This window comes from Roseibium sp. AS2, assembly GCF_038900065.1.
Classification (GTDB): Bacteria; Pseudomonadota; Alphaproteobacteria; order Rhizobiales; family Stappiaceae; genus Roseibium.
In genome coordinates, this window is the sequence record NZ_JBBMQN010000008.1 from 23,571 (window position 1) to 47,746 (window position 24,176).

Below are 24,176 nucleotides of genomic sequence, written 5' to 3' on the forward strand. Positions count from 1 at the left end.
GGAGACGGGAGATGAACATGGCCGTTGATCCGCGCCGCTCTCCCGGGCTGGCGCCTGCCGCCCTGGAACTTGCCGGCATCACGCGCGGTTTCGAGGAAGGAGACCGAGAGCTTCAGATCCTCAAGGGTGCCGATCTCAGGATCGAAGCCGGTCAGATGGTGGCGCTTGTTGCCCCGTCTGGGACCGGCAAGTCCACGCTGTTGCACATCGCCGGGCTGCTGGAACGCCCCGACGAAGGGGACGTGTTTCTGGGGCCGGTCAATTGTTCCGAGCTGTCGGACGACGAACGCACTGCGATCCGGCGCAACGATATCGGTTTTGTCTATCAGTTTCATCATCTGCTGCCGGAGTTCACCGCGCAGGAAAACGTGATGATGCCGCAGATGATCCGTGGCCTGCCGAAAGAGGTGGCGGCGGAACGGGCGGACGAATTGCTCAAGTATCTGCGCATGGGCGAGCGTGGCAGCCACAGGCCGTCGGAACTTTCGGGCGGCGAGCAGCAGCGTGTCGCCGTTGCCCGGGCGGTGGCCAATGCGCCGCGGATCCTGCTTCTGGACGAACCGACCGGCAATCTCGATCCCAAGACGGCGTCCCACGTCTTCGAAGCACTCTCCGCGCTGGTGCGGGCGTCCGGTGTGGCCACGCTGTTTGCCACCCACAACATGGAACTCGCCGCGCGCATGGACCGGGCGATCACGCTGGAAGACGGCCTCGTCAAGGACCTTTAGCCAGGGGGGGGCTGTCTTCTGCAGGCGGAACCTCAGCGGGTCAGGGTGCGAACAAAGTGAAAACCCGCTGTTTTCACCAAATTTGATCTGCCTTTGGCAAGGGGAACAAAAAGGGCTTGCAAAGAGAACAAAAATGGAACAAGGTGCCTTCACGCTTTTAGCCAAGGTTGGAGGGTGTAATGTTCTATGTCGCTCGTGATTTTGCCGCTTTTGGATCTCTGGTCTGTTTCTGCGCCACGCTCGCCGTCTGGGGCGAGGCCCTGTTCTCCGTTTAGTGAAGACGATCCTGCCGTTCTGCGCCGAGTGCGGCGGGCGGGATCCGCGATTGCGTGAGCGCCCTTGGGGTGCTTGTGCCGGTGCCTGATCTGCGCCTGGTCCGGGCCTGATGTGCGCCGGTGTCGAACTGGCGGGCTGAACCGGTGGTGCCGGTGCGATCCTTTCGTGGGGCTGCTGTCGCGGCGGCATCTGCGACCGGCAAGCGGTTTTCACCGGCCTGTTCCGGCGTGTTTGTTTTGACGTGATTGTCCGCGTGCGGCCAAAGAACTCCGCGTGGGGCCAAAGAACATCGGGTACAACTGCGCCGTCACCTCGACACGCATTTCAGGACGGGCTTCACTAGGCAGCGATTCTGGAATTTGCCGCGAGTGCCCCCCATGACTGTCCCTGCCACGAACACACCTCGAGATGCCGCCATCAGGGCGGGCCGGACGGACGAGTCGAATGGTCCCGGATTTGTGCATCTCAGGGTTCATTCAGCGCTCTCTCTTCTGGAGGGAGCCCTGCCGATCAAGAAGCTTCTCGGTCTGGCCAAGGCGGACAATCAGCCCGCCCTGGCGATCGCCGACACCAACAATCTCTTCGGCGCGCAGGAGTTTTCGGCCAAGGCCTGGGACGCGGGCATCCAGCCGGTCACAGCCTGTCAGCTTTCCGTCCTGTTCGATGACGGTCTGGAGAGTGGTCGCCGGGGTGAACCGGCCTTGGCCGATGTCGTGCTGATCGCGATGACGGAAACCGGCTACGGCAACCTGATGGAACTGTCTTCGCGGGCTTTTCTCGACACGGAAACGGGCCTTCGCCCCCATGTTTCGTCCGCCTATCTGCTGTCGAAATCCGAGGATCTGATCGTGTTGACCGGCGGCGTGTCCGGGCCGGTGGGCGCGGCCCTGCTCGCAGGGCGCCAGGATCTGGCGAGGCGCAGGCTCGAGATCCTGGCGGAAGGGTTTTCCGGCCGCTGTTACGTGGAGATCCAGCGTCACGGCATGGAAGCCGAACGCAGGAGTGAAGACAACTTTCTCAGCCTGGCCTATGAATTCGGCCTGCCGATCGTGGCGACCAACGAGGCTTTCTTTCCCGAAAGGGAGGACTACGAGGCCCATGACGCCCTGATCTGCATTTCCGAGGGACGGGTGCTGATTGAGGACGACCGGCGCCGTCTCACGCCCGAACATTTTTTCAAGTCGCGCGCCGAAATGTGCGCGCTGTTCGCCGATCTGCCCGAAGCCCTGGCCTCGACGGTTGAAATCGCGAAGCGGTGCAGCTTCCGTCCGATGAAACGGGCACCGATCCTGCCGCGCTTTGCCGGAACGGATGCGGACCCGGGCGAGGCCAACCGCGTCGAGGCGGAAGAACTGAAAAATCAGGCCCGGGACGGGCTCAGGGCCCGTCTCGATGCCCATGGCCTGGCGCCGGGGCTTGAGGAAAAGGACTACTGGGACCGGCTCGACTACGAGACCGGCATCATCGAGAGGATGCAATTTCCCGGTTACTTCCTGATCGTTGCGGACTTCATCAAGTGGGCCAAGCAGCAGGACATTCCCGTCGGGCCGGGCCGCGGCTCCGGGGCGGGCTCGCTGGTGGCCTGGTCACTGACCATCACCGATCTCGATCCAATGCGCTTTTCCCTGCTGTTCGAGCGCTTTCTCAATCCCGAACGCGTCTCCATGCCGGATTTCGACATCGATTTCTGCCAGAGCCGGCGTGAGGAAGTGATCCGCTACGTTCAGGAAAAATACGGCCGCAAGCAGGTGGCGCAGATCATCACCTTCGGGTCGCTGCAGGCCCGGGCCGTCTTGCGCGATGTCGGCCGTGTGCTGCAGATGCCCTACGGACAGGTCGACCGGTTGTGCAAGCTGGTGCCGGCCAATCCGGCCAATCCGGTCACGCTTGGACAGGCGATCACGGACGAGCCGCGCCTGAGGGAAGCCGCCAAGGAAGAAGAGATCGTTGAGCGCCTGCTCGGCATGGCGCAGAAACTGGAAGGGCTTTACCGGCACGCCTCGACCCATGCCGCCGGCGTGGTGATCGGCGACCGGCCTCTGGAACAGCTTGTGCCGCTCTATCGCGATCCCCGGTCCGACATGCCGGTGGCGCAGTTCAACATGAAGATGGTTGAGGAAGCGGGGCTGGTGAAGTTCGACTTTCTTGGCCTGAAGACGCTCACCGTCATCGACACGGCTGTCAAGCTGATCGAGCGACGCGGTGTCACGGTCGATGTCGCCGGCCTGGCCATCGACGATGAAAAGACCTACCGGATGCTGACGCGTGGTGAGACCTTCGGCGTGTTCCAGCTGGAAAGCCAGGGCATGCGCCGGGCCGTCGCCGGCATGAAGCCCGACAGGTTCGAGGACATCATCGCGCTGGTCGCGCTCTACCGTCCGGGACCGATGGAGAACATTCCGGTCTATAACGCGGTCAAGCACGGCGAACAGGAACCCGATTGCCTGCATCCGCTGCTGGAACCGATCCTGATGGAGACGAACGGCATCATCGTCTACCAGGAGCAGGTGATGCAGATCGCCCAGGTGCTGTCCGGATATTCGCTTGGCGAAGCGGATCTGCTGCGCCGCGCGATGGGCAAGAAGATCGCCGCGGAAATGGAAGTCCAGCGGGCCCGCTTCGTCGATGGTGCGATCGCCCAGGGCGTCAACAAGACCCAGGCCGGAACGATCTTCGACCTTGTGGCGAAATTCGCCAACTACGGCTTCAACAAGTCTCACGCGGCCGCTTATGCGCTGGTTTCCTATCACACGGCCTGGCTGAAGGCGAACCACCCGGTGGAGTTCATGGCGGCGTCCATGACCCTCGATCTCGGCAACACCGAGAAGCTGGGGGATTTCCGCCAGGAAGCCCGGCGCATGGGCATCGAGATCGTGCCGCCGTCGATCAACCGGTCCCAGGTCTATTTCGACGTTGCCGACGGCAAGATCCTCTATGCCATGGGCGCGATCAAGGGCGTCGGCGAACAGGCGGTGGAGCACATCGTCGAGGTGAGGGGGGACACACCCTTCAGGAGCCTGGGGGATTTCGCCCGCCGCATTTCGCCCAAGGCGCTCAACAAGCGCACGCTGGAAAACCTGGTCGCAGCCGGCGCCTTCGACGAACTGGAGCCGAGCCGGGCGCGGACGTTCGAGGGGCTCGACCGGATCATGGGTCTGGCGCAGCGCACCGAAGAGAACCGCACGCTCGGCCAGGACGAACTGTTCGGCGGCAGCGACAGTGAGGAGCCGCTGCAACTGGACGAGGTCCAGGGCTGGACCACGGAGGAAAAACTGCAGCGCGAACATGCCGCTATCGGTTTTTACCTGTCCGCCCACCCGATCGACGAATACGCGTCCATTCTTGAAAAGATGCGGGCCCAGCCCTGGACCCAGTTCGCCGAGGCGGTCAAGAAGGGCGCTTCCGCGGGACGCCTCGCCGGCACGGTGATATCGATGCAGGAACGCAAGACCAAGTCCGGCACGCGCATGGGCATTGCACGATTGTCGGATGCCACCGGCCAGTACGAGGCACTGCTGTTCCGCGAAAAGCTCGAACAGTTTCGCGATGTTCTGCAGACAGGCCGGTCCGTGGTCGTCTTGGTCGGCGCCGACATGCGTGACGACGAACCCTCGCTCATCATCGAACAGGTCGATCCGATCGACAAGGTTGCGGCCCGGCTGCAGAAAAGCATGCGCGTCTTCGTTCGCGACGAACGCCCGATCCAGAGCCTCGCCAAGCATCTTCACATGCGCGGCGAGGGCGACGTGACCGTGATCGTCCTTTTGGAAAGTGGCGCCAGGGAGGTGGAGGTGAAGCTTCCCGGGCGCTTCCGGCTGTCGCCCGAGATCGCCGGGGCGCTGAAGGCGGTGCCGGGGGTGATGGACGTGCAGGTGGCCTGAGGACCTGGCACTCCAAGGTCTGGGCTGCCGGCCTTTAAGACCTGGTTTTATCCGCGATCAGGTCACGATAGCGGACATGTTCGCCCAAAGTTCGGGCAGGCAATCCGGAGCGAGCTTTTGGTTGCGCGAGTCGCTTTTTTAAGCTCTCTTGAGTTGTGTTGACTGAGGGGTGGAGGCACGTGCCCGCCGGCGCATGTCAAGCACTACAGGGGGACACATCTTGCAAGTTTCTTACAGCAAATCCGAGCATCGTGCCTATCCAAGCAGCTACCGGACCGGCTGGCTGCCCGAACCCGGCAGCGAGAGCTGGACCAAGTTTCACGAAGAGTTGGCCGAGGCGGTCCGGTCCTTCGACGGCGAGCTGGATCCCGTGGTTCAGGATTTGCTGGAGTTTCTGACGGACAATCCGATTGTCGCCTATCTGATGAAGGCGGCCTGCAGCCAGAACTGGACCATGCTGAACACGCCGGACCTGGATACGGACGGCGTGCCGATCCCGTGGATTCCCGACGCGCAGTATTTCGCGATTGTCTGCAATTTCCTTCTTGAATGGTGGCCGCATTACATTGACGACGATCTCGTCGGCCTGCCGTTTTCCGGGTTCACCGTCGGCATCGATCCCACGCTGCCCGGGTCGCAACTCCTGGGGCTGCCGCAATTCAACGAGAGAATGGGCGCGGTGCTGAACAAGTGGCACGCATTCCTTGGGACCAAGGCGTCGGCCGGCGGCTTTGCGGTCGAAGGGGAACAGTGGCTGTCGCCAAAGGCCAAGAAATCCTACGATTTCGACCTGTGGGAAAAAGACAACAGCACGCTGCCGTACTGGAATTCCTGGAATTCCTTCTTCACCCGTCAGTTCAAGGACCGGGACGCCGTCCGCCCGATCGCCGATCCGGGCTCGAACCAGACCGTGATCTGCCCCAATGACGGGTCCGTGTTCCGCTGGGACTGGAACGTGGCGGCGGACGATACCTTCTGGTTCAAGGACATGAACTATTCCCTGCGCAACATCCTGAGTTCACCCGATCCGGAACAGCAGGGCGTGATTGACGAATTCGGGCTCGTTGACATGTTCACCGGAGGCTACGTGTTCCAGACCTATCTGAACCCCTATAATTTCCACAGATGGTGGGTGCCGGTGAATGGCCGGATCATGTTCAATCCGATGCGAATTCCGGGCGCCTATTTCAACAAGCTGGTGCTGCCGGACTTCGGCGGGGCAACCACGGCCTCCCTGCCGTATCTGGCGGAGGTCAACGCGCGCGGTCTGATCGTCTTCGAAACCGAGGACTATGGCCGTGTGTGCTGTATCCCCCTTGGCATGAGCGAGGTCTCGACGATTACGTTCGACGAGAAAATGTATGACAACGCCCCGGTCAGCAAGGGGCAGGAAATGGGCATGTTCAACTACGGCGGCTCGTCCTTCGTCGTCATCTACGAAAACCTGCCCGGCAAACAGCTCATCTTCATGGACGCCGACGGCAACCACTATCCGCAGCGGCCGGCAACGGCGACAAGCAGCAGCGGCGCCGGCGGCAATGTCACCAACATCGGATCCCAGATCGGCGTCTGGTATTCCCGCTGATCGCTGCTTGAAATGGGGCATCGCCCGGGTGCGGATAGTGGTTGCCGTCGGGCGGCGGGCCAGCGGGCCTTGCGAAGCGGGGCGTGCAGGGGACGCTTGCGCGCCTCGCGCCGAGGTGCGGGCCTTCAAATGCGCTGACGAACACCGTTCAGCAGGTCTTCCTGCAACGCGTCGCCGTGCAGGACGGATATGTCACCGGTGGTTTCCAGAACAACAGCGCGCACGTCGCTGAGCGCCAGGACATTCGATTCCCGCAATTTGGCGTAGACATCGTCCCGGGTCACGCGGGTCTTCTGCAAGGCAGCGGGCAGAAACGCACCGTTTTCCATGAGCAGCACAGGCGTGTTCTGGGTCAGGCCCTGAAATCTGCCGGAGGCCCTGCGGCAGCGCGCCATGACAAATTGCACGCCCAGCAGGGTCGCGATGGCCAGGCAGCTCTGCACGAAGGCGGACCAGGTCGAGGCCTGGCTTGCGCCCGCCAGCAGGGAGCCGGTCGCAACCGTCACCACGAAATCGAATGAGGTCATCTTGGAGAAGGCCCGCAGGCCGATCACGCGCACGACCAGCATCACCCAGACGACCGCGATGGTGGACAGGATCGCGGCCCGCGCGATGGTGTCGATCGCAAGGTTGTCGAACAGCATTACGCCGGTCCCCTGGCGCAGAAGGCTTTCCGGAGCATTGTCCGGCGTCGGTTCCGGCTTCTGTGGAGCATGGATCTTGGGCCTTTCGTCTTGTTCCGGTGGCACCAGAAAAACCGCGGGAAGGGCGCAAGGTTCCATTTTGGGGTGTTTCAGGGCGGACGGCCGGTTTTCGGTGCGCGCCGGGCGCGCACCGAAAACCGTGTCTTCAGCGGATCATTCGGCAGCCAGGCGGGTGTCCCTGCGCACGACCCGTTCCGGCAGCATGAAGGCCACCACGACGAAGACCAGACCCAGAACGATCCCGAGGACATCTCCGGGCAAGCCGGTCAGGGCGACGTAGTCGGCGCCGGGAACCGTGCCGAGCGTCACCTTTCCGCCGAGGATCGATTCCAGCAGGCCCGTGGCCTTGACGGCCGGGTAGGTCGCCATGTAGGCAGCCGCGCCCAGAAGACCGCCCGCGATGAAGGCGAAGGCGTCGCGGCGGCCCGCGCCGGCGGCAACAAGGCCGGTTCCCGGGCAATAGCCGGCCAGTGCCCAGCCGAAGCCCAGCAGCAGACCGCCGACGAGCACGCCCAGGTAGGCCGCCTTGACCGACATGTGGCCGACATCGACGATCCCGAGCATCTGCCCGGCGAACATCAGCACCGATCCGGCACCGATCGCCAGCAGGATGGCCTTCATCAGGTTCAGGTTGGTGAGCGCGAGCATGCGTCCGATCACATTCGGGTTGGACGCCCCGACCCGGTCGAGCACCGCGCCGAAGGCACCGCCAATCACGAGAGCCAGCAGGATTTCCATGACTTACGCCTCCTCTTTATAGAGCATCAGGGCCGTGGGCACCGCCGCGGCAAAGGCGCCGGCTGCGAACAGATAGCCTGACACTGCCGTCTGCATCATGCCGGACATCATGTGGCCGGACGTGCAGCCGCCCGCCAGCCGGGCACCGTAAAGAACGATGAAGCCGCCAACGAAGGCCGCGGCATAGCGCTTGACCGGACTGTCGCCGAAATTCGCCCGCCAGAGTGCGGAGTTTCTGCGCTCCGCCGCGCCAACACCACCGCGTGTCCACGCCGAGAGGGCGCCGCCGATGACCATCGCCAGAACGAACACGAAACTGTAGTTCAGCGGGTTCGAAACGGCCTTGGCGTATTTGCCGCCGGACTTGTCCAGATAGGCGTTGGTCGATGCAAAGCCGTCCGTCGTCTGGGTCACAACGGCGGGATTGACCGCATCCCAAAGGACCCCGTCCAGAATCACGAACTGCGTCGACACCCCGATGGGTTTGACCAGCAGCACAGCCAGGAAAAAGACCAGCCCGAGAGCCAGCCCACCGATTTTCCAGTCAAACGTCATTTTCGCCTCCATTCATATATTCGTATTTATGAATATATAGTGTGTGGCGACATCAGCCTTGATTCAGGTCAAACGTCGCGGGTGGTGCCGGGCGTCGTTCAGTGCAGGCCTCACATCGAGCCGCAGTGCCGCGACCGACGCGACTTGTCCGTGTCTGCAGTTTTCAACGCAGAGAGTTTTCAGGGATCGATGCGGGGTCCGTTTTGTTCGGAGGGCGCTCTTGAAGCTGTCCTCGGGCATTGTCCTGGCGGGGATACTTCAGGATTTCGGCTCGACCTGGCAGGTCCGGATGGCAGCCGTGGAACAGGGCCTCATCCGGTTCCCTTCAACAATTCCCGTCTTTAGCCCTTGAAATAAATCGGCGGTCCAACTATAAGGCGCGCATTCCACACGCAAGGGGCGGAACCTGAGCTTTATCGGGGTCCATCCGGTGGTCGAAGGGACATTTCCTCCGGCCCACATCCTCTTGCGGAGGTCAAACCGGAAAACTCAGGAGATAAGGGCCATGTCTTTGCCCGATTTCACCATGCGTCAGCTTCTGGAAGCAGGCGTGCACTTTGGTCACCAGAAACACCGCTGGAACCCGCGTATGGGTCAGTACATCTTTGGTGTGCGTAACGACGTTCACATCATGGATCTGTCCCAGACCGTTCCGCTGCTGCATCAGGCGCTGAAAGCCGTGTCCGACACCGTCGCCGGCGGTGGCCGCGTGCTGATCGTCGGCACCAAGCGTCAGGCACAGGAAGCCGTTGCCGCATCCGCGCGCAACTCGGCGCAGTATTTTGTCAACGCCCGCTGGCTCGGCGGCATGCTGACCAACTGGAAGACCATCTCCCAGTCCATTCAGCGCCTGCGCAAGCTGGAAGAGACCCTGTCCTCGGACGCGGCCAATTCGCTGACGAAAAAAGAACGCCTGTTCATGGACCGCGAGCGCGAAAAGCTCGAGCGGAACCTGGGCGGCATCAAGGACATGGGCGGTATCCCGGACCTGATCTTCGTGATCGACACCAACCGGGAAGCCATCGCCATTCAGGAAGCCCGCCGTCTGGGCATTCCGGTTGCCGCGATCCTCGATTCGAACTGCAATCCGGACGGGATCACCTATCCGGTGCCGGGCAACGATGATGCCGGCCGCGCGCTGTCGCTTTATTGCGACCTGATCGCCCGCGCCGCCATCGATGGCATTTCCCGCGCCCAGGGCGCGTCCGGCATGGATCTCGGCGAAGCGGACGAAGCTCCGGTCGAGGAAGCCCTCGTGGAAGCTGCCGAACCCGTCGTGGAAGCACCTGCGGAGGCCGCTCCGGCCGAAGCCGAGGCTGCTCCGGTCGAGGCCGCACCGGCTGAAGCTGAAGCCGCACCGGCTGCCGCTGAAGCTGAACCGGCCGCGGTTTAAGCCTGAGACAAGTTCCGCCGCGTTCCGGCGCGGCGGAAACATGTTGATTTCGCAAGGCGGACTGCACTTTGTTGCAGTCCCGTCATAAGGACGCGGGAAGCCATCGGCTAAACCGTGTCTCATCTGAAACCCCCATGCACGAGGCAATCGATGAGCATTACCGCTGCGATGGTAAAAGAGCTCCGCGAGAAATCCGGCGCTGGCATGATGGACTGCAAGACCGCCCTGAAAGAAACCGGCGGTGACATGGAAGCAGCCGTCGACTGGTTGCGCACCAAGGGTCTGGCCAAGGCGGCCAAGAAGGCCGGCCGTGTGGCTGCTGAAGGTCTGGTCGGCGTTGCTGCCGCCGACAACAAGGCCGCCGTGATCGAGCTCAACTCCGAAACCGACTTTGTTGCCCGCAACGAAGGCTTTCAGGAACTGGTCTCCAAGGTTGCCGGTGTCGCCAACAGCACCGACGGGTCCGTCGAGGCCGTGGCTGCCGCCGATCTTGGCGGCAAGTCCGTGGCCGACACGATCACCGAAGCGATCGGCACGATCGGCGAGAACATGACGCTCCGTCGCTCCGCCGTTCTGTCGGTCAGCGAAGGGGTCGTGGCAACCTACGTTCATGGCCAGGTTGCCGACGGTCTGGGCAAGATCGGCGTTCTGGTCGCCCTGAATTCTTCAGGTGACAAGGACAAGCTGAACGCCCTTGGCCGTCAGATCGCCATGCACGTGGCCGCGACCAGCCCGCTGGCGCTGAACACCGGCGAACTTGACCCGGCCGTGGTCGAGCGTGAGAAAGCCGTGTTTTCCGAGCAGGCACGCGAGTCCGGCAAGCCGGAAAACATCATTGAGAAAATGGTGGAAGGCCGTTTGCGCAAATTCTACGAGGAAGTTACCCTCGAGAAGCAGGCATTTGTCATCAACCCGGATCTGACGGTTGAAAAAGCAGTCGAGGCGCTGGCAAAAGAACTCGGTACAGAAGTGAAGCTTTCCGGCTTCGTCCGTTTCGCCCTGGGCGAGGGGATCGAGAAGGAGACGCAGGACTTCGCCGCCGAGGTGGCGGCAGCCACCGGGCAGTAAGCTCTTCGAAAAGCGCCGGCAAGTCCGGCGCTTTTTTTTTAGAAAGACAATTTTCAAAAGGTGCTCCCATGACGACTTCCCTGCGCTGGAAACGGATCCTCCTGAAACTCTCCGGCGAAGCGCTGATGGGCTCGCAGGCGTTCGGGATCGACCCGGCCATCGTGCAGAGGATTGCCAAGGAAATTGCCGACGCCGTGGCACTCGGTGCCCAGGTCGGGGTCGTTGTGGGCGGTGGCAACATCTTTCGCGGCGTGGCCGTTGCGGCCAAGGGCGGCAACCGGGTCACCGGCGACCACATGGGCATGCTGGCGACCATCATGAACAGTCTGACACTGGCCGACGCCCTGCGCCGGCTGAAGGTCAATGCCCGTGTCCTGTCCGCGGTCGCCGTGCCGTCCATTTGCGAGACCTTTTCCCAAAGGGTCGCCGACCGCTACATGGAAGACGGTGACGTGATCGTTTTTGCCGGCGGGACCGGCAACCCGTTCTTCACCACCGACAGCGGCGCCGCCCTGCGCGCCGCCGAAATGAAATGTGATGCCTTCCTGAAAGGCACCCAGGTTGACGGCGTCTATTCGGAAGATCCGAAGATCAATCCGGATGCGGAGCGGTATGAAACCCTCGGCTACGAGGAAATCATTACCCGGAACCTGAAGGTCATGGACACGACTGCCATCGCGCTGGCCCGTGACAACTCCATTCCCGTTATCGTGTTCTCGATCCACTCTCCCGGAGCGCTTGTGAGCGTGCTCCAGGAAACAGGCACTTACACCGTCGTGGGTGACTGAAAGTTTTAGGCGCAATCCCGGTGCAAGCTCTTGTGTTTCGGCGTGTTTATGCCATGTTGGCGCGCGCCGGGACTCTCGGGTCTGTTGAAAACCCGGTTTAGGCCGCGCCCTGTACGATCATGGCGCAGCGGCCGCAATCGGGCTCTCAAGCGATCTGAAATCGCCAATTAGAAAATTACAGTGAGGACAAAATGTCGGTAGAAGGTGTGGACCTGGATGATCTGAAGCGCCGTATGCAGGGAGCACTGTCGGTGCTGAAGACCGAATTTGCCGGCCTGCGGACCGGCCGCGCTTCCGCGTCCATGCTGGAGCCGGTCAATGTCCAGGCCTACGGACAGTCCATGCCGATCAGCCAGGTGGCCACCATCTCCGTTCCCGAGCCGCGCATGGTCGCGGTGCAGGTCTGGGACAAGACCATGGTTGCAGCGGTCGAACGGTCGATCCGGGAATCGAATCTCGGTCTCAATCCGGTCGTCGATGGTCAGTTGCTGCGTCTGCCGATCCCGGAGTTGAACCAGGAACGCCGCCAGGAACTGATCAAGGTCGCGCACAAATATGCGGAAAGCGCCAAGGTGTCGATCCGGCACGTGCGCCGCGATGGCATGGATACCGCCAAGAAGGCAGAAAAAGACGGCTCGATTTCCCAGGATGACAGCCGTGTCGCCTCCGATGAGATCCAGAAACTGACCGACCAGATGATCGGTGAAGTGGACACCATGCTGGAGAAAAAAGAGACGGAAATCTCACAGGTCTGATGCATTGAGATCTGACCCTGAGACTGGGGGGAGCATATGAGCGTCAGCCCGGACCGTGACCTGCAAGCGCCTTCGGCGGAGGCCGGTGCCAGCAAACCGCCGCGTCACGTTGCCCTCATCATGGACGGCAACGGACGGTGGGCGGCCGCGCGCGGTCTGCCCAGGACGGAAGGACACCGGCAGGGGCTGGTGGCGCTTCGCAAGGTGATCCGCCACGCCGCCAAGATCGGCGTCGACGTCATCACGATCTACAGTTTTTCCTCCGAGAACTGGAGCCGGCCGGAAACGGAAGTCTCGTTTCTGATGGGTCTACTGCGGCGCTTCGTCCAGCGGGACTTGAGCGAGCTTCACGAAGCCAATATCCGCATCCGCATCATCGGCGGGCGGCAGGATCTGGAGCCAGGGATCCTGAAACTTCTGCAGGAAGCCGAAGACCTGACCCGGGACAATTCCGGGCTCGACCTGGTTGTCGCCTTTAATTACGGGTCGCGGGCGGAGATTACCCGGGCCGCGCGAAAGCTGGCGGAACAAGTCGCCGCCGGTGTTATCCGGCCCGAGGACATCACCGAATCGGCGCTGGCCGCGGCGCTCGACACCGGCGGACTGCCGGATCCCGATCTGATCATCCGCACAAGCGGAGAAATGCGGCTGTCGAACTTTCTGCTGTGGCAGGCCGCCTATTCCGAGTTCTATTTCTGCGACCTACTCTGGCCGGACTTCGACGAGGCCGCCTTCGACGCGGCCCTTGACTGTTTCTGCGCGCGGGAGCGCCGGTATGGCGGTCTCAGCGCCAAGACGTACTGATGTCCGGCACCCAGATGGCGCAATCAGAAAATCCCCCCAAAAAACTGTCCGATCTCAAGTTGAGGCTGGCCTCGGCCGTGGTGCTCGGGCCGAGTGTATTGCTGATCGCCTATCTGGGAGGCGTCCTCTTCAGCCTGCTCGCACTGGTCGCAGCCGTGCTTTTTCTCTGGGAATGGTTCTCCATGACCGGAACGCAGACAGTTTCCGCGACATCGCTGACCGGGCAGGGCACTCTTGTCGCCGTGACCGGTCTGCACCTGGCCGGACTGCCTGAAATCGGCCTTGGCGCGGTGTTTCTGGGCGCTGTTGCGACCTACGCAATCGGCGGATTCAGCAAGGCGGGCCGATGGGGGCTGGAAGGCGTGCTTTACAGCGGTCTTGCCCTTTATGCACTGCTGGCCCTTAGGGACGGAACCAAGGGGCTGCTGGTCATCTTCTTTGTTCTGTTCGTGGTCTGGGCGACCGACGTATTCGCCTATTTCACCGGACGCGCCCTCGGCGGGCCGAAGCTCTGGGCGCGGGTCTCTCCCAAGAAGACCTGGTCCGGCGCGCTTGGCGGACTGGTTCTGGCGACCCTCTTCGGAACCGGTGTCGCCTATGTGGCGGGTGAGGTGCAGCTTGCGCTCTGGGCTCTGCTGGCAGCGGGGCTGTCGATCGTGTCCCAGGCCGGCGACCTTCTGGAATCCGCCATCAAGCGCCGTTTCAAGGTCAAGGATTCGAGCCAGCTCATTCCCGGTCATGGCGGCATCATGGACCGGATCGACGGACTAGTGGCGGCCGCGATCTTCGCGGTCCTCATCGGTCTGATTGCCGGCGGCTCTCTGTCCGATCCCGTTTCGGGGCTGGGCCTGAATTGAGTTTGGAGTAACTCCGATGGCGGCCACATCCGCGACAAGCGACGCCGGCGATCCCGTCCGGATCACCGTGCTGGGCGCAACCGGCTCGATCGGCCAAAGTCTGGCGGACCTGATCGCGCGCAATCCGGACCGGTTCAAGGTGGTCGCTCTGGTGGCCAACCGGAATGCCGCTCTTCTGGCGGAGATGGCCGGGCGGCTGAACGCCAAGGTGGCCGTGCTGGCCGACGAAAGCCTTTACCGGGACCTTGCCGACCGGCTGGCCGGGACCGGCATTTCAGCGGCGGCCGGCGCCGCCGCCGTGCTGGACGCCGTCGACCGGGACACGGATATCGTGGTGGGGGCCATTGTCGGCGCCGCGGGGCTCGCTCCCACGATGCGGGCCATCAGGCCCGGACGGCGCATCGCCCTTGCCAACAAGGAGTGTCTGGTCTGTGCCGGCGACCTGTTCATGGCCCGAATCCGTGAGACCGGCGCCGAGCTTCTCCCGGTCGACAGCGAGCACAACGCGATTTTCCAGGTGTTCGAGACAGCCACGGCCGATCAGGTGGAAAAGGTCATCCTGACCGCGTCGGGCGGTCCCTTCAGGACGTTTTCCGCGGACGAGATGGCCGCGGTGACGCCAGAGCAGGCACTCAGGCACCCGAACTGGGACATGGGCGCCAGGATCACGATCGACAGCGCGACCATGATGAACAAGGGGTTTGAAGTCATCGAGGCTTCGTACCTGTTTCCCGTGACCCATGAACAGCTCGGGGTGCTTGTCCACCCGCAATCAGTTGTTCACGGACTGGTGCAATACACGGACGGGTCGCTTCTGGCGCAACTCGGCAGCCCGGACATGCGCACCCCGATCGCCCATTGCCTGGCTTATCCGGACCGGATGGCGGTGCCCGTGAAGAAGCTGGACCTTGCCGAAATCGCGACCCTGACGTTCGAGGTGCCGGACCTGGACCGTTTTCCCGCTCTCCGGCTGGCTCTGGAGGCCATGAAGGCCGGAGGTGGCGCGCCCGCGGTGCTCAACGCTGCGGATGAAATCGCGGTCGCGGCATTTCTGACGGGAAAGATCGGGTTTCCGGACATTCCGGCGGCGATCGAGGCTGTCCTGGAAGAGCTGGAGGCAGACGGCTGCCTGGCTTCTCCCGGCAGTGTGGAAGACGTGCTGGCACTGGATGCAACCGCCCGGAAACGAACCGAGAACTGGATCAAGGCCAGGTGTGGCTGACCGTGCCGCCCTTGCAAAAAACGACTCACCATTAACACGCCGTAATTCTCCTTTTAGTAGTGTGCCAAAGAACAATCCTGGCTGCGCTGGATCGGAACCCCTTCATGGACTTTCTTCTCTCCGTTTACTCTCTCCTCATCGGCACCATCGTTCCCTTTCTGTTTGTGCTGACAATTGTCGTGTTCTTTCATGAGCTGGGGCATTTCGCAGTCGCCCGCTGGTGTAATGTCAAGGTCGATGCGTTCTCTGTCGGATTCGGACGGGAGCTGTTCGGGCGCACCGACAAGAAGGGGACCCGCTGGAAGCTGTGCCTGATCCCTCTCGGCGGCTACGTCAAATTCGCGGGTGACGAGAACGCCGCCAGCGTACCGAGCCGTGAACTGATCGCGCAAATGAGCGAGGAAGACCGCAAGACCGCGTTCATCGCCAAACCCGTCTGGCAAAGGGCGGCGGTTGTCGCCGCCGGGCCGTTGGCCAATTTTCTGCTCGCCATCGTCATTTTCGCGGCCCTGTTCGTCGCCAGCGGCAAACAGGGGCTGCGACCGGTGGTCGAGGAAGTGTTCGCTGGAGGCGCCGCGCAGCGTGGCGGCATCCAGGCCGGAGACGTGGTCACGGAAATCGACGGCCGGAAGATCCAGACCTTCGGCGAGTTGAGGCAGGTGGTGCTGATGAACGCCAACATGCCGCTGCTGTTCGAGGTGGATCGGGACGGCACGCCGGTCGCCTTGACCGTCACGCCCGACGCCAAGGAAAAGGAAGTCTTCCTGGGCGAGCGCCAGATGGCGGGCGATATCGGCCTGCGCGGTTCGGCCGACCCGGCGAATCTCGTGCTGATCAAATACACTCCGGTCGAGGCGGTGGGCGAGGGCGTCCTGGAAACCTGGCGGATCATGGAGGGCACGGTCAGCTACATCTGGGGTGTCATCACGCAGCGCCAGTCGGCGGACCAGCTGGGCGGTCCGATCCGCGTGGCGCAAATTTCGGGCCAGGTTGCCGATCTCGGCATTCTGCCGCTGATTTCCCTGACCGCGGTCCTGTCGGTCAGCATCGGCCTGATCAACCTGGCGCCGGTTCCGATTCTCGACGGCGGTCATCTGGTTTTCTTCGCCGCCGAGGCGTTGCGTGGAAAACCCCTGAGCGAGCGGGTTCAGGATGTCGGGTTCCGCATCGGTCTCGGGCTCGTTCTCATGTTGATGGTGTTCGTCACATGGAAGGACATAATGCGGCTTGTGGGAACAAGTTCGTGAGCGCCGTGACATTGACGCAACGTCTTCTGACTAAATCGCTTTCGGCCCGGTACGGCGGTTGCGTTATCGGTAAAAACCTATAAAACACTCCTCGGTCCTGAGAATCTGCTGGGGTGAAAGCGGATTCCCGGGAGGGGTGTTTATAAACAAAGGCATAGCGCAATAATGCAGCGATTGCAGATAGTTACACGGGCCGTTTTGCTGGCGGCAGCCATCTTTTCCGCCGGTTCAATCATGCCGCAGGCTTTCGGGCCCGCTTCTCTGGTTTCGGAGGCGCAGGCAGCGGTTGCCAGAAGCATTCAGGTGCGTGGCAACAGCCGTGTCGAGGACGAAACCGTCGTCAGTTACATGACCATCGTTCCCGGGCGCTCCTACAGCGCTTTCGACGTCGATGAGTCGCTGAAGGCGCTGTATGCGACCGGTCTGTTTGCGACGGTGGACATCACTCCGCGCGGCAGCACGGTGACCGTCACCGTCACTGAAAATCCGATCATCAATCGCGTTTCCTTCGAGGGAAACAAGAAGATAAAGGACGGCGCGCTGGAAACAGCGGTGCGCTCGCAGGCCCGTTCGATGCTTTCGCGGGCCAAGGTTCAGGCAGACGTCCAGAACATTCTCGAGGCTTACCGCCGGTCCGGACGCTATGGCGCGTCCGTCGATCCGCAGATCATCGAGCGTGGGCAGGGTCGCGTCGATCTCGTGTTCGAGATCAATGAAGGCGACAAGACAGGTGTGGAGCGGATCAGCTTCATCGGCAACACGTCCTTCAGCGACGGCCGTCTGCGTGATGTGATCCGGACCCGGGAAAGCGGTCTGCTGAGCTGGTTGCGCAGCACCGATACCTATGATCCCGACCGCCTTGCTGCGGACGAGGAGCTGCTGCGCCAGTATTATAACAAGAAGGGTTACGCCGACTTCCGAATCGTCTCGGTGAGCGCTGACCTGGATCGCGAACAGAATATCTTCTACGTGACCTTCACAGTCGACGAAGGCGAGAAATACGAAATCGGCGATGTCGAGATCGTTTCCACCATTGCCGATGTCGATCCGGAAGAGCTGCGCAAGCTGATCCGTACCAAGAGCGGCCGCACCTTCAATTCCCTGCGTGTCGAGCAGACGGTCGAGGACATCACGCTGCGGGTCTCCGAAGAGGGCTATGCGTTTGCTCGTGTCCGTCCCCGGGGCGCGCGCGACTATGAAAACAACAAGATCTCGCTGATCTACTATATCGAGGAAGGCCCGCGCGCCTATGTCGAGCGGATCAATGTGATCGGCAACGACCGGACCCGTGAATATGTCATCCGCCGGGAATTCGACATTGCCGAGGGCGATGCGTTCAACCGGGCGCTGGTCGACAAGGCAGAGCGCCGTCTTAGAAACCTCGGTTTCTTCGAGAGGGTGTCCGTAACGACCCAGCAGGGCAGCTCGCCTGATCGCGTGATCGTCAATGTGCGTGTGGAAGAAAAGGCGACCGGTGAAATCTCCTTCGGTGTCGGCTTCTCGACGGTCGACGGTGTCATCGGCGACATCTCCGTCACGGAGAAGAACTTCCTTGGTCGCGGCCAGTTCGTGAAGGTCGCCGTCGGCGGTGGTGCCGATACCCAGACCTACGAATTCCGCTTCGTCGAACCGTTCTTCATGGGACGCCGGGTGGCGCTCGATCTGGATGTCTACCGGCAGGTTGAAAACGAGAACGATTACCGGTCCTATGATCAGCAGAAGACCGGTGCCGGCTTCGGTTTCACGTTGCCTCTTCGCGAAGAAGAATTGACCCTGCGTCTGTTCTACAACATCTTCCAGGAAGAGAACTCCGATCCGGATGACACGTCGACGAACATCAACAATTGCGACACGTCCTCTCTCTCTCTTGCAATCTGTGACTCCTTCGGCACCTATCTGACCTCGCTGGTGGGATATGAGCTGCGCTACAGCACCCTTGATCAGAACCTGAACCCCTCCGACGGTGTGTATGCGTCCTTCGGTCAGGAGTTCGCCGGGGTCGGTGGTGACAGCTTCTACGTCAAGACCGAAGCGCAGGCGCGTGCCTACAAGGAAATCCTCGCGGACTACGGTCTTGTCGGCAGTGTTTCCGTCCGTGGCGGTAACATCATGGCTCTGGGTGACGAGCGGTTGCGCGTCTCCGAGCAGTTCATGCTGGGCGGCAATCTTGTTCGGGGTTTCGAAAACCAGGGTATCGGTCCGCGTGATGCGACCACCGAAGATGCCATTGGCGGCCGGTTCTACTTCGCCGCATCGGCGGAGAGCCGGTTCCCGTTCCCGATCATTCCGAAGGAATTCGGCCTGAGCGGCGCCGTGTTCGCCGATGCCGGTTCTCTCTGGGACGCGGACAGCGACCTTGTCAGTCTCGTGGAAAACAATGGCGGCCGGATCGACTCCAACGACCTTTCGGTCCGCGCCTCGGTCGGTGCAGGCATTCGCTGGGACTCGCCCTTCGGGCCGCTGCGCGCCGATTTCGCCTACCCGATCGTCAAGGAAGACGCCGACAAGACCCAGGTCTTCCGGCTGAGCGGCGGTACGCGCTTCTAGACTGCGGTCAACCGAGATAGAGAACGGCCGCCGGTCTGATCGGCGGCCGTTTTTGTTGCCGGGCTCCATCGTTTGCGGGCAATCGGAACTGGTCGGGGGATGTGGTTCGGCCGGCTCAGGGCACGAGGTCGTGAAAGAGGACGGCTCTTTTCAGGACATCGTGATGCCGGGGTGGGCGGCAGAATTCTCGAGGTTGCGGCGGCCATCGGTCGCGAAGGCGCCGGAAAACCCTTATGGTGGCGCGCGCCGCGCAGAGGCGGCAGCCCGCTCCGGCAGACCCGACCTGCACTGCAACCAAAACCCAATGGTACACTGACCCTAGGATAACAGCATGTCCGAGCCGAATTTTTTCAAGACACCGGATCCGGTGACCCTGGGCGAGATTGCTTCCTGGGCGGGCGCGGAAATCCTGCGGGGGGATCCTTCGCTTGAGATTGCCGGCGTGGCTCCGCTCGAGGATGCCGGTGCCGGGATGCTGGTCTTCTTCGACAACACGATCTACCTGAAGCAGCTTGAGGGAACCACGGCGGCTGCCTGTCTTGTCGGCAAGAGGCACAAGGACAAGGTTCCCGAGGGTGTTGCCGTGCTTGTGTGCGCGGACGCGTATCGCTCCTGGGCATTGGTGCTCGCCAGGCTCTATCCCGAGGCAATGCAGCCCCGTGACCCGGGTGTCGCGGGTGTTTCGGAGCGGGCGATTGTCGATCCCGGTGCCGTCATTGAAGACAACGTGACCGTTGAACCGGGGGCGGTTGTCGGTGCCGGCGTGGAAATCGGCGCCGGTACGGTCATTCGCGCGAATGCGGTCATCGGGCGCGGTGTCAGAATCGGACGCGATTGTGTCGTCGGTTCGAACTGCACCGTGCAGCACTCTGTGCTGGGGAACCGTGTCTTTCTGCATCCAGGTGTATCCTGCGGGCAGGACGGCTTCGGGTACGCGATGGGGCCGCAAGGCCACCTCAAGGTGCCACAGGTGGGCCGCGTGATCATCCAGGACGATGTCGAGGTCGGTGCCAATACATCCATCGACCGCGGCGCCAACCGGGACACGATCATCGGCGAAGGCACCAAGATCGATAATCAGGTTCAGATCGGCCACAATGTCGTGGTCGGACGCCATTGCGTGCTGGTCTCCCAGGTCGGTTTGTCCGGAAGCTGCACACTCGAGGACTTTGTCGCCATCGGCGGTCAGACGGGTGTGCGCGGCCATGTGACCATCGGAATGGGCGCGCAGGTTGCGGCGGTCAGCGTTGTCAGTGACGACCTGCCGGCTGGCGGGCGTTATGGCGGAACACCGGCAAAACCGGTGAAACAGTGGTTTCGTGAAGTCGCGGCCGTGAGAAAACTTGCAGAGCGTGGCGGCGGATCGTAAACGGTAGTTAATTCAAGCATCGGCTTTGCGGCGGGGACTGCGCCAAGGGGTATTTCATGGAAGACGACAAAAACAAGACACTTGCCAGTGCAGACATCATGAGAGTCATGAAGTTGCTGCCACATCGCTATCCATTCCTGTTGATCGACAGGATTATCGAAATGGATGACGACAACAGCTGTATCGGCATCAAGAATGTCACCATCAACGAGCCTCACTTTTCCGGCCATTTTCCGGAACGGCCCGTGTTTCCCGGTGTCCTGTTGATCGAAGCCATGGCCCAGACCGCGGGCGCGCTCTGCGTTCACGCGCGCGGCGACGACGCGCCGCCGCAGCTGGTCTATTTCATGACGATCGACCGAGCCAAGTTCCGCAAGCCGGTCGAACCGGGCGACCAGGTCCATTTTCATGTCAAAAAAATAAAGCAACGCTCCAATATCTGGAAATTCGACGCTGTTGCGATGGTGGACGGAACCAAGGTTGCGGAAGCGGAAGTCAGCGCCATGCTGGTAGATGCGTGAGGAACCATGACTGACATACATTCAACAGCCATCGTCGAAGACGGGGCTGTTATCGGCGAGAACGTTCGCGTCGGTCCCTATTCGACTGTCGGACCGAACGTCAAACTCGCCGACGGCGTGGTTCTGGAGGCGCATGTCGTCGTCGCGGGCCATACCAGCATCGGTGCGGGTACGCATATTTTTCCGTTCGCCAGTATCGGCCACAAGCCCCAGGACCTGAAGTTTGCCGGCGAAGTCACCGAACTGGTGATTGGCGCCAACAACCAGATCCGCGAACATGTCACCATGAACCCGGGAACGGAAGGCGGCGGCGGGCTGACCCGTGTCGGCGACAACGGCCTGTTCATGGTCGGTGCCCATGTCGGGCATGACTGCCGGGTCGGCGACCATGCGATCCTCGCCAACAACGCGACCCTGGCCGGGCATGTGGAACTGGCCGACTTCGTCATTCTGGGCGGTCTCAGCGCGGTGCGTCAGTGGTCCCGGATCGGCACCGGCGCGATTGTCGGCGGCATGACCGGCGTGGAATTCGATGTCATTCCCTATGGTTCCGTGATCGGCGACAGGGCACGTCTTGCCGGCCTCAATCTGATCGGCTTGAAGCGTAAGGGCCTTCCGCGCGAGCAGATACACGCACTCCGGGCCGCCTATCGGGCCCTCTTCGAATCCGAAGAGGGAACGCTTCGCAGCCGGGCTGAAACCATCGCGGCCGACGAGAACATTCAACCTCTCGTCAAAACGGTCACGGACTTTATCCTGGAAAAGGAAGACCGGCGCTTCTGCACTCCGCGCAGCGAAAACTAGGCCCATGTCCGCGGTGGTTCAAAGACTTCAGCCGCGACTGGCCCTGATCGCAGGCAATGGCAGCCTGCCGGGGCAACTTGCCGGAGCGCTCGAAAGCGCGGGCCGGGATTTTCGGATAATCGCCATTCGGGGCGAGGCCGATCCGGTCACCTGCGCGCGGGCCGATGTGCAGCTCGGCTGGGGAGAGATCGGCCGACTTTACGGTTTTCTCGACAAGACCGGCTGCCGGGAAGTCCTGCTCATCGGCGGTGTCTCGAAGCGGCCGGACTTTACGTCCATCTTTGGCGATTTCGGGACCCTGAAGCGCCTGCCGGCGATTTTCCGGGCCCTGACCGGGGGCGATGACAGTCTGCTGACCAAGGTTATCCGCCTTTTCGAAGACGAGGGGTATCGGGTTGTGGGTATCAAGGATGTGGCGCCTCAACTGCTGGCCGCCTGCGGTGTTCTTGGCGGTGTTCAGCCCAAGCCGGATGACTGGCGCGACATCGAACTGGCGCTTGGTGCGACCGAGCGCCTGGGTGAACTGGACATAGGCCAGGCCGCTGTTGCCGTCGGCGGGCGCGTGGTTGCGCTTGAAGGGGCAGAGGGCACCGACGCGATGCTCGAACGCTGCGCAGATCTGCGGCGCATCGGGCGGGTCCGGGCGAAGGGCCGTGCCGGCGCCCTGGTCAAGACCGCGAAACCCAATCAGGACCTCAGGGTCGATCTTCCGGCTGTCGGGCCCAGAACGATCGAGCTGGCCGTCGCCGCGGGACTTGCCGGTATCGCAGTCGAGGCGGAGGGCGCCCTGATCGCGGAGCGCGAAGAAACCATTCGCAAGGCCGACGAGAGCAGGATTTTCCTGATCGGGATCGATCACTCCGAATTCAAGGGGTTCCGTTCGGCATGACCGGCCGTCGGCCGACCATATGTATCGTCGCAGGCGAGGAGTCGGGAGACCAGCTTGGGTCTGAGCTGATGAAGGCGTTGAACGGGCGGCTCGGCGAAGGCGTGCGTTATTGCGGCGTCGGCGGTGAACGGATGACGTCGCTTGGTCTGACGAGCTTTTTCGACATGGCCGACGTCTCCGTCATGGGCCTGACAGCGGTTCTTGCGCGGCTGCCGCTGATCGTCCGCCGGGTCTACCAGTCCGTGAACGGTGTCATCGCCGCAAATCCGGACGTGCTTGTCATCATCGACAGTCCCGAATTCACCCACAATGTTGCCAGGCGCGTGCGCAAGCGCGCTCCGCATATTCCGATCGTCGGCTATGTCTCGCCGTCGGTCTGGGCCTGGCGGCCGGGCCGTGCCCGTAAAATGAGTGCTTATGTCGATGAGCTGCTGGCATTGCTGCCTTTTGAGCCGGACGTTCACAAGCGGCTCGGTGGCCCGAGGACGCATTATGTCGGTCATCCGCTCAGCGAAAATGCCGCCGACCTGAGACCAGCCGATGGCGAACGGGTGCCTCTGGGCAGCGGCGCTCCCGTTCTTCTGGTGCTTCCGGGCAGCCGGCGCAGCGAAATCGACCGCTTGCTGCCGGATTTCGGCAAGACGGTGGACAAGGTGCGGCTGGCATTGCCGGATGTGAAAATTGTGCTGCCGGCGGTGGCTCATCTGGAGAACACGATTCGCGAAGGCGTCGCCACCTGGTCGGTTGAACCGGATATCGTGACCGGTCTGCAGGCCAAGAAAGCGGCCTTCCGGAGTGCGCATGCGGCGCTGGCCGCGTCCGGCACCGTGTCGCTGGAACTGGCGCTTGCCGGTGTGCCCATGGTGGTCGCATACAAGGTCGACTGGTTTTTCCGGCGCATGAAGGATCTCAACCGCATCTTCCGGTTTTCAAGCGTCGACTCCTTCGTGCTGCCCAACATCATTCTCGGTACCAACGCCATTCCGGAGTTTCTCGACGAAGAGGTTCAGCCGGACGTGCTGGCCGGTCATCTGGTGGCGCTTCTGTCAGGAGGCCCGGAACGGGACCGGCAGATTTCAGTGCTATCCCGTCTCGACGAGGTGATGCGGCTCCCGGACGGACACAGTCAGAGCGGTGCCGCCGCACAGGTGGTTCTGGCTGCCATGAAGACGTGAAGCAGGCTCGCTTTTCAGCCTGAACATCGGCCAAGACGCGCGTCGCGGCGGAACACTCTCATGTCATGGCCTCCGGTGGTTTGTTCAGGCCCACCGGACTGCGTTGCGCCCTTTGACCGGCCAACCAGGCCGATCTGCGCACCGCTCCTTGCCGGCAGCCCTGAACAAGCCATCCAATGGGTTCCTGTTTGTTGAGGTTGGTATGATACCTCAACCTCCTCTGAAATGCGCGCCGTGCCGGCCTGGAACCGGTTGAAATCCGTGATGTAT

20 protein-coding genes are annotated in these 24,176 nt (G+C 62.0%); 17 read left to right on the forward strand and 3 right to left on the reverse strand.

The window, feature by feature from the left end:
* The first annotated feature begins 17 nt into the window (after positions 1 to 17).
* The 3 genes from WNZ15_RS21195 to WNZ15_RS21205 all read left to right on the forward strand — a co-directional run bounded on the left by WNZ15_RS21195 (position 18) and on the right by WNZ15_RS21205 (position 6,470).
* Positions 18 to 728: an ABC transporter ATP-binding protein gene (locus tag WNZ15_RS21195; RefSeq protein ID WP_342895262.1), complete on the forward strand. Its 711-nt coding sequence runs from the start codon at positions 18 to 20 to the stop codon at positions 726 to 728.
* Positions 729 to 1,381: 653 nt separating this feature from the next.
* Positions 1,382 to 4,885 carry a DNA polymerase III subunit alpha gene (dnaE, locus tag WNZ15_RS21200; RefSeq protein ID WP_342895020.1) on the forward strand — a complete coding sequence of 1,168 codons (3,504 nt, stop codon included), beginning with the start codon at positions 1,382 to 1,384 and terminating at the stop codon, positions 4,883 to 4,885.
* Positions 4,886 to 5,105: 220 nt separating this feature from the next.
* Positions 5,106 to 6,470: a phophatidylserine decarboxylase associated domain-containing protein gene (locus tag WNZ15_RS21205; RefSeq protein ID WP_342895021.1), complete on the forward strand. Its 1,365-nt coding sequence runs from the start codon at positions 5,106 to 5,108 to the stop codon at positions 6,468 to 6,470.
* 125 nt (positions 6,471 to 6,595) lie between these two features.
* On the opposite strand, the gene WNZ15_RS21210 is transcribed toward WNZ15_RS21205, so the two are convergent.
* The 3 genes from WNZ15_RS21210 to WNZ15_RS21220 all read right to left on the reverse strand — a co-directional run bounded on the left by WNZ15_RS21210 (position 6,596) and on the right by WNZ15_RS21220 (position 8,467).
* Complete coding sequence (locus WNZ15_RS21210) at positions 6,596 to 7,114, reverse strand: YetF domain-containing protein (RefSeq protein WP_342895022.1); 519 nt, start codon at positions 7,112 to 7,114, stop codon at positions 6,596 to 6,598.
* A gap of 213 nt (positions 7,115 to 7,327) precedes the next feature.
* Complete coding sequence (locus tag WNZ15_RS21215) at positions 7,328 to 7,912, reverse strand: YeeE/YedE thiosulfate transporter family protein (protein WP_342895023.1); 585 nt, start codon at positions 7,910 to 7,912, stop codon at positions 7,328 to 7,330.
* A 3-nt stretch (positions 7,913 to 7,915) separates the two neighbouring features.
* The gene (locus WNZ15_RS21220) at positions 7,916 to 8,467 is read right to left on the reverse strand and encodes a YeeE/YedE thiosulfate transporter family protein (RefSeq protein WP_342895024.1); all 552 of its coding nucleotides are present in this window, start codon (positions 8,465 to 8,467) and stop codon (positions 7,916 to 7,918) included.
* A 505-nt stretch (positions 8,468 to 8,972) separates the two neighbouring features.
* Between WNZ15_RS21220 and rpsB the strand changes: the two genes are divergently transcribed.
* The 14 genes from rpsB to lpxB all read left to right on the forward strand — a co-directional run bounded on the left by rpsB (position 8,973) and on the right by lpxB (position 23,906).
* Positions 8,973 to 9,860: a 30S ribosomal protein S2 gene (gene rpsB / locus WNZ15_RS21225; protein ID WP_342895025.1), complete on the forward strand. Its 888-nt coding sequence runs from the start codon at positions 8,973 to 8,975 to the stop codon at positions 9,858 to 9,860.
* Positions 9,861 to 10,010: 150 nt separating this feature from the next.
* Positions 10,011 to 10,928, forward strand: coding sequence for a translation elongation factor Ts (gene tsf, locus WNZ15_RS21230; RefSeq protein WP_342895026.1), 918 nt, complete (start codon positions 10,011 to 10,013; stop codon positions 10,926 to 10,928).
* 68 nt (positions 10,929 to 10,996) lie between these two features.
* The gene (gene pyrH, locus WNZ15_RS21235) at positions 10,997 to 11,716 is read left to right on the forward strand and encodes a UMP kinase (RefSeq protein WP_342895027.1); all 720 of its coding nucleotides are present in this window, start codon (positions 10,997 to 10,999) and stop codon (positions 11,714 to 11,716) included.
* A gap of 191 nt (positions 11,717 to 11,907) precedes the next feature.
* Entirely contained in the window at positions 11,908 to 12,471 is a 564-nt protein-coding gene (gene frr, locus WNZ15_RS21240; protein WP_342895028.1) for a ribosome recycling factor, read from the forward strand.
* A gap of 36 nt (positions 12,472 to 12,507) precedes the next feature.
* A complete protein-coding gene (locus WNZ15_RS21245) occupies positions 12,508 to 13,275 on the forward strand; it encodes an isoprenyl transferase (RefSeq protein ID WP_342895029.1) in 768 nt (255 codons plus the stop codon).
* Complete coding sequence (locus WNZ15_RS21250) at positions 13,275 to 14,132, forward strand: phosphatidate cytidylyltransferase (RefSeq protein ID WP_342895030.1); 858 nt, start codon at positions 13,275 to 13,277, stop codon at positions 14,130 to 14,132. Before WNZ15_RS21245 ends, WNZ15_RS21250 begins: the two co-directional genes overlap by 1 nt.
* A gap of 16 nt (positions 14,133 to 14,148) precedes the next feature.
* Entirely contained in the window at positions 14,149 to 15,354 is a 1,206-nt protein-coding gene (locus WNZ15_RS21255; RefSeq protein WP_342895031.1) for a 1-deoxy-D-xylulose-5-phosphate reductoisomerase, read from the forward strand.
* Positions 15,355 to 15,458: 104 nt separating this feature from the next.
* Positions 15,459 to 16,601, forward strand: a complete 1,143-nt coding sequence (gene rseP, locus WNZ15_RS21260) for an RIP metalloprotease RseP (RefSeq protein WP_342895032.1) — start codon at positions 15,459 to 15,461, stop codon at positions 16,599 to 16,601.
* Between the two features lie 234 nt (positions 16,602 to 16,835).
* Positions 16,836 to 19,148 carry an outer membrane protein assembly factor BamA gene (gene bamA / locus WNZ15_RS21265; RefSeq protein WP_342895033.1) on the forward strand — a complete coding sequence of 771 codons (2,313 nt, stop codon included), beginning with the start codon at positions 16,836 to 16,838 and terminating at the stop codon, positions 19,146 to 19,148.
* Between the two features lie 331 nt (positions 19,149 to 19,479).
* A complete protein-coding gene (lpxD, locus tag WNZ15_RS21270; protein ID WP_342895034.1) occupies positions 19,480 to 20,517 on the forward strand; it encodes a UDP-3-O-(3-hydroxymyristoyl)glucosamine N-acyltransferase in 1,038 nt (345 codons plus the stop codon).
* Positions 20,518 to 20,573: 56 nt separating this feature from the next.
* Complete coding sequence (fabZ, locus tag WNZ15_RS21275) at positions 20,574 to 21,038, forward strand: 3-hydroxyacyl-ACP dehydratase FabZ (protein ID WP_342895035.1); 465 nt, start codon at positions 20,574 to 20,576, stop codon at positions 21,036 to 21,038.
* Positions 21,039 to 21,044: 6 nt separating this feature from the next.
* Complete coding sequence (lpxA, locus tag WNZ15_RS21280; protein ID WP_342895036.1) at positions 21,045 to 21,842, forward strand: acyl-ACP--UDP-N-acetylglucosamine O-acyltransferase; 798 nt, start codon at positions 21,045 to 21,047, stop codon at positions 21,840 to 21,842.
* Between the two features lie 4 nt (positions 21,843 to 21,846).
* The gene (lpxI, locus tag WNZ15_RS21285; RefSeq protein ID WP_342895037.1) at positions 21,847 to 22,731 is read left to right on the forward strand and encodes a UDP-2,3-diacylglucosamine diphosphatase LpxI; all 885 of its coding nucleotides are present in this window, start codon (positions 21,847 to 21,849) and stop codon (positions 22,729 to 22,731) included.
* Positions 22,728 to 23,906, forward strand: a complete 1,179-nt coding sequence (gene lpxB / locus WNZ15_RS21290) for a lipid-A-disaccharide synthase (RefSeq protein ID WP_342895038.1) — start codon at positions 22,728 to 22,730, stop codon at positions 23,904 to 23,906. Before lpxI ends, lpxB begins: the two co-directional genes overlap by 4 nt.
* Positions 23,907 to 24,176 lie beyond the last annotated feature (270 nt).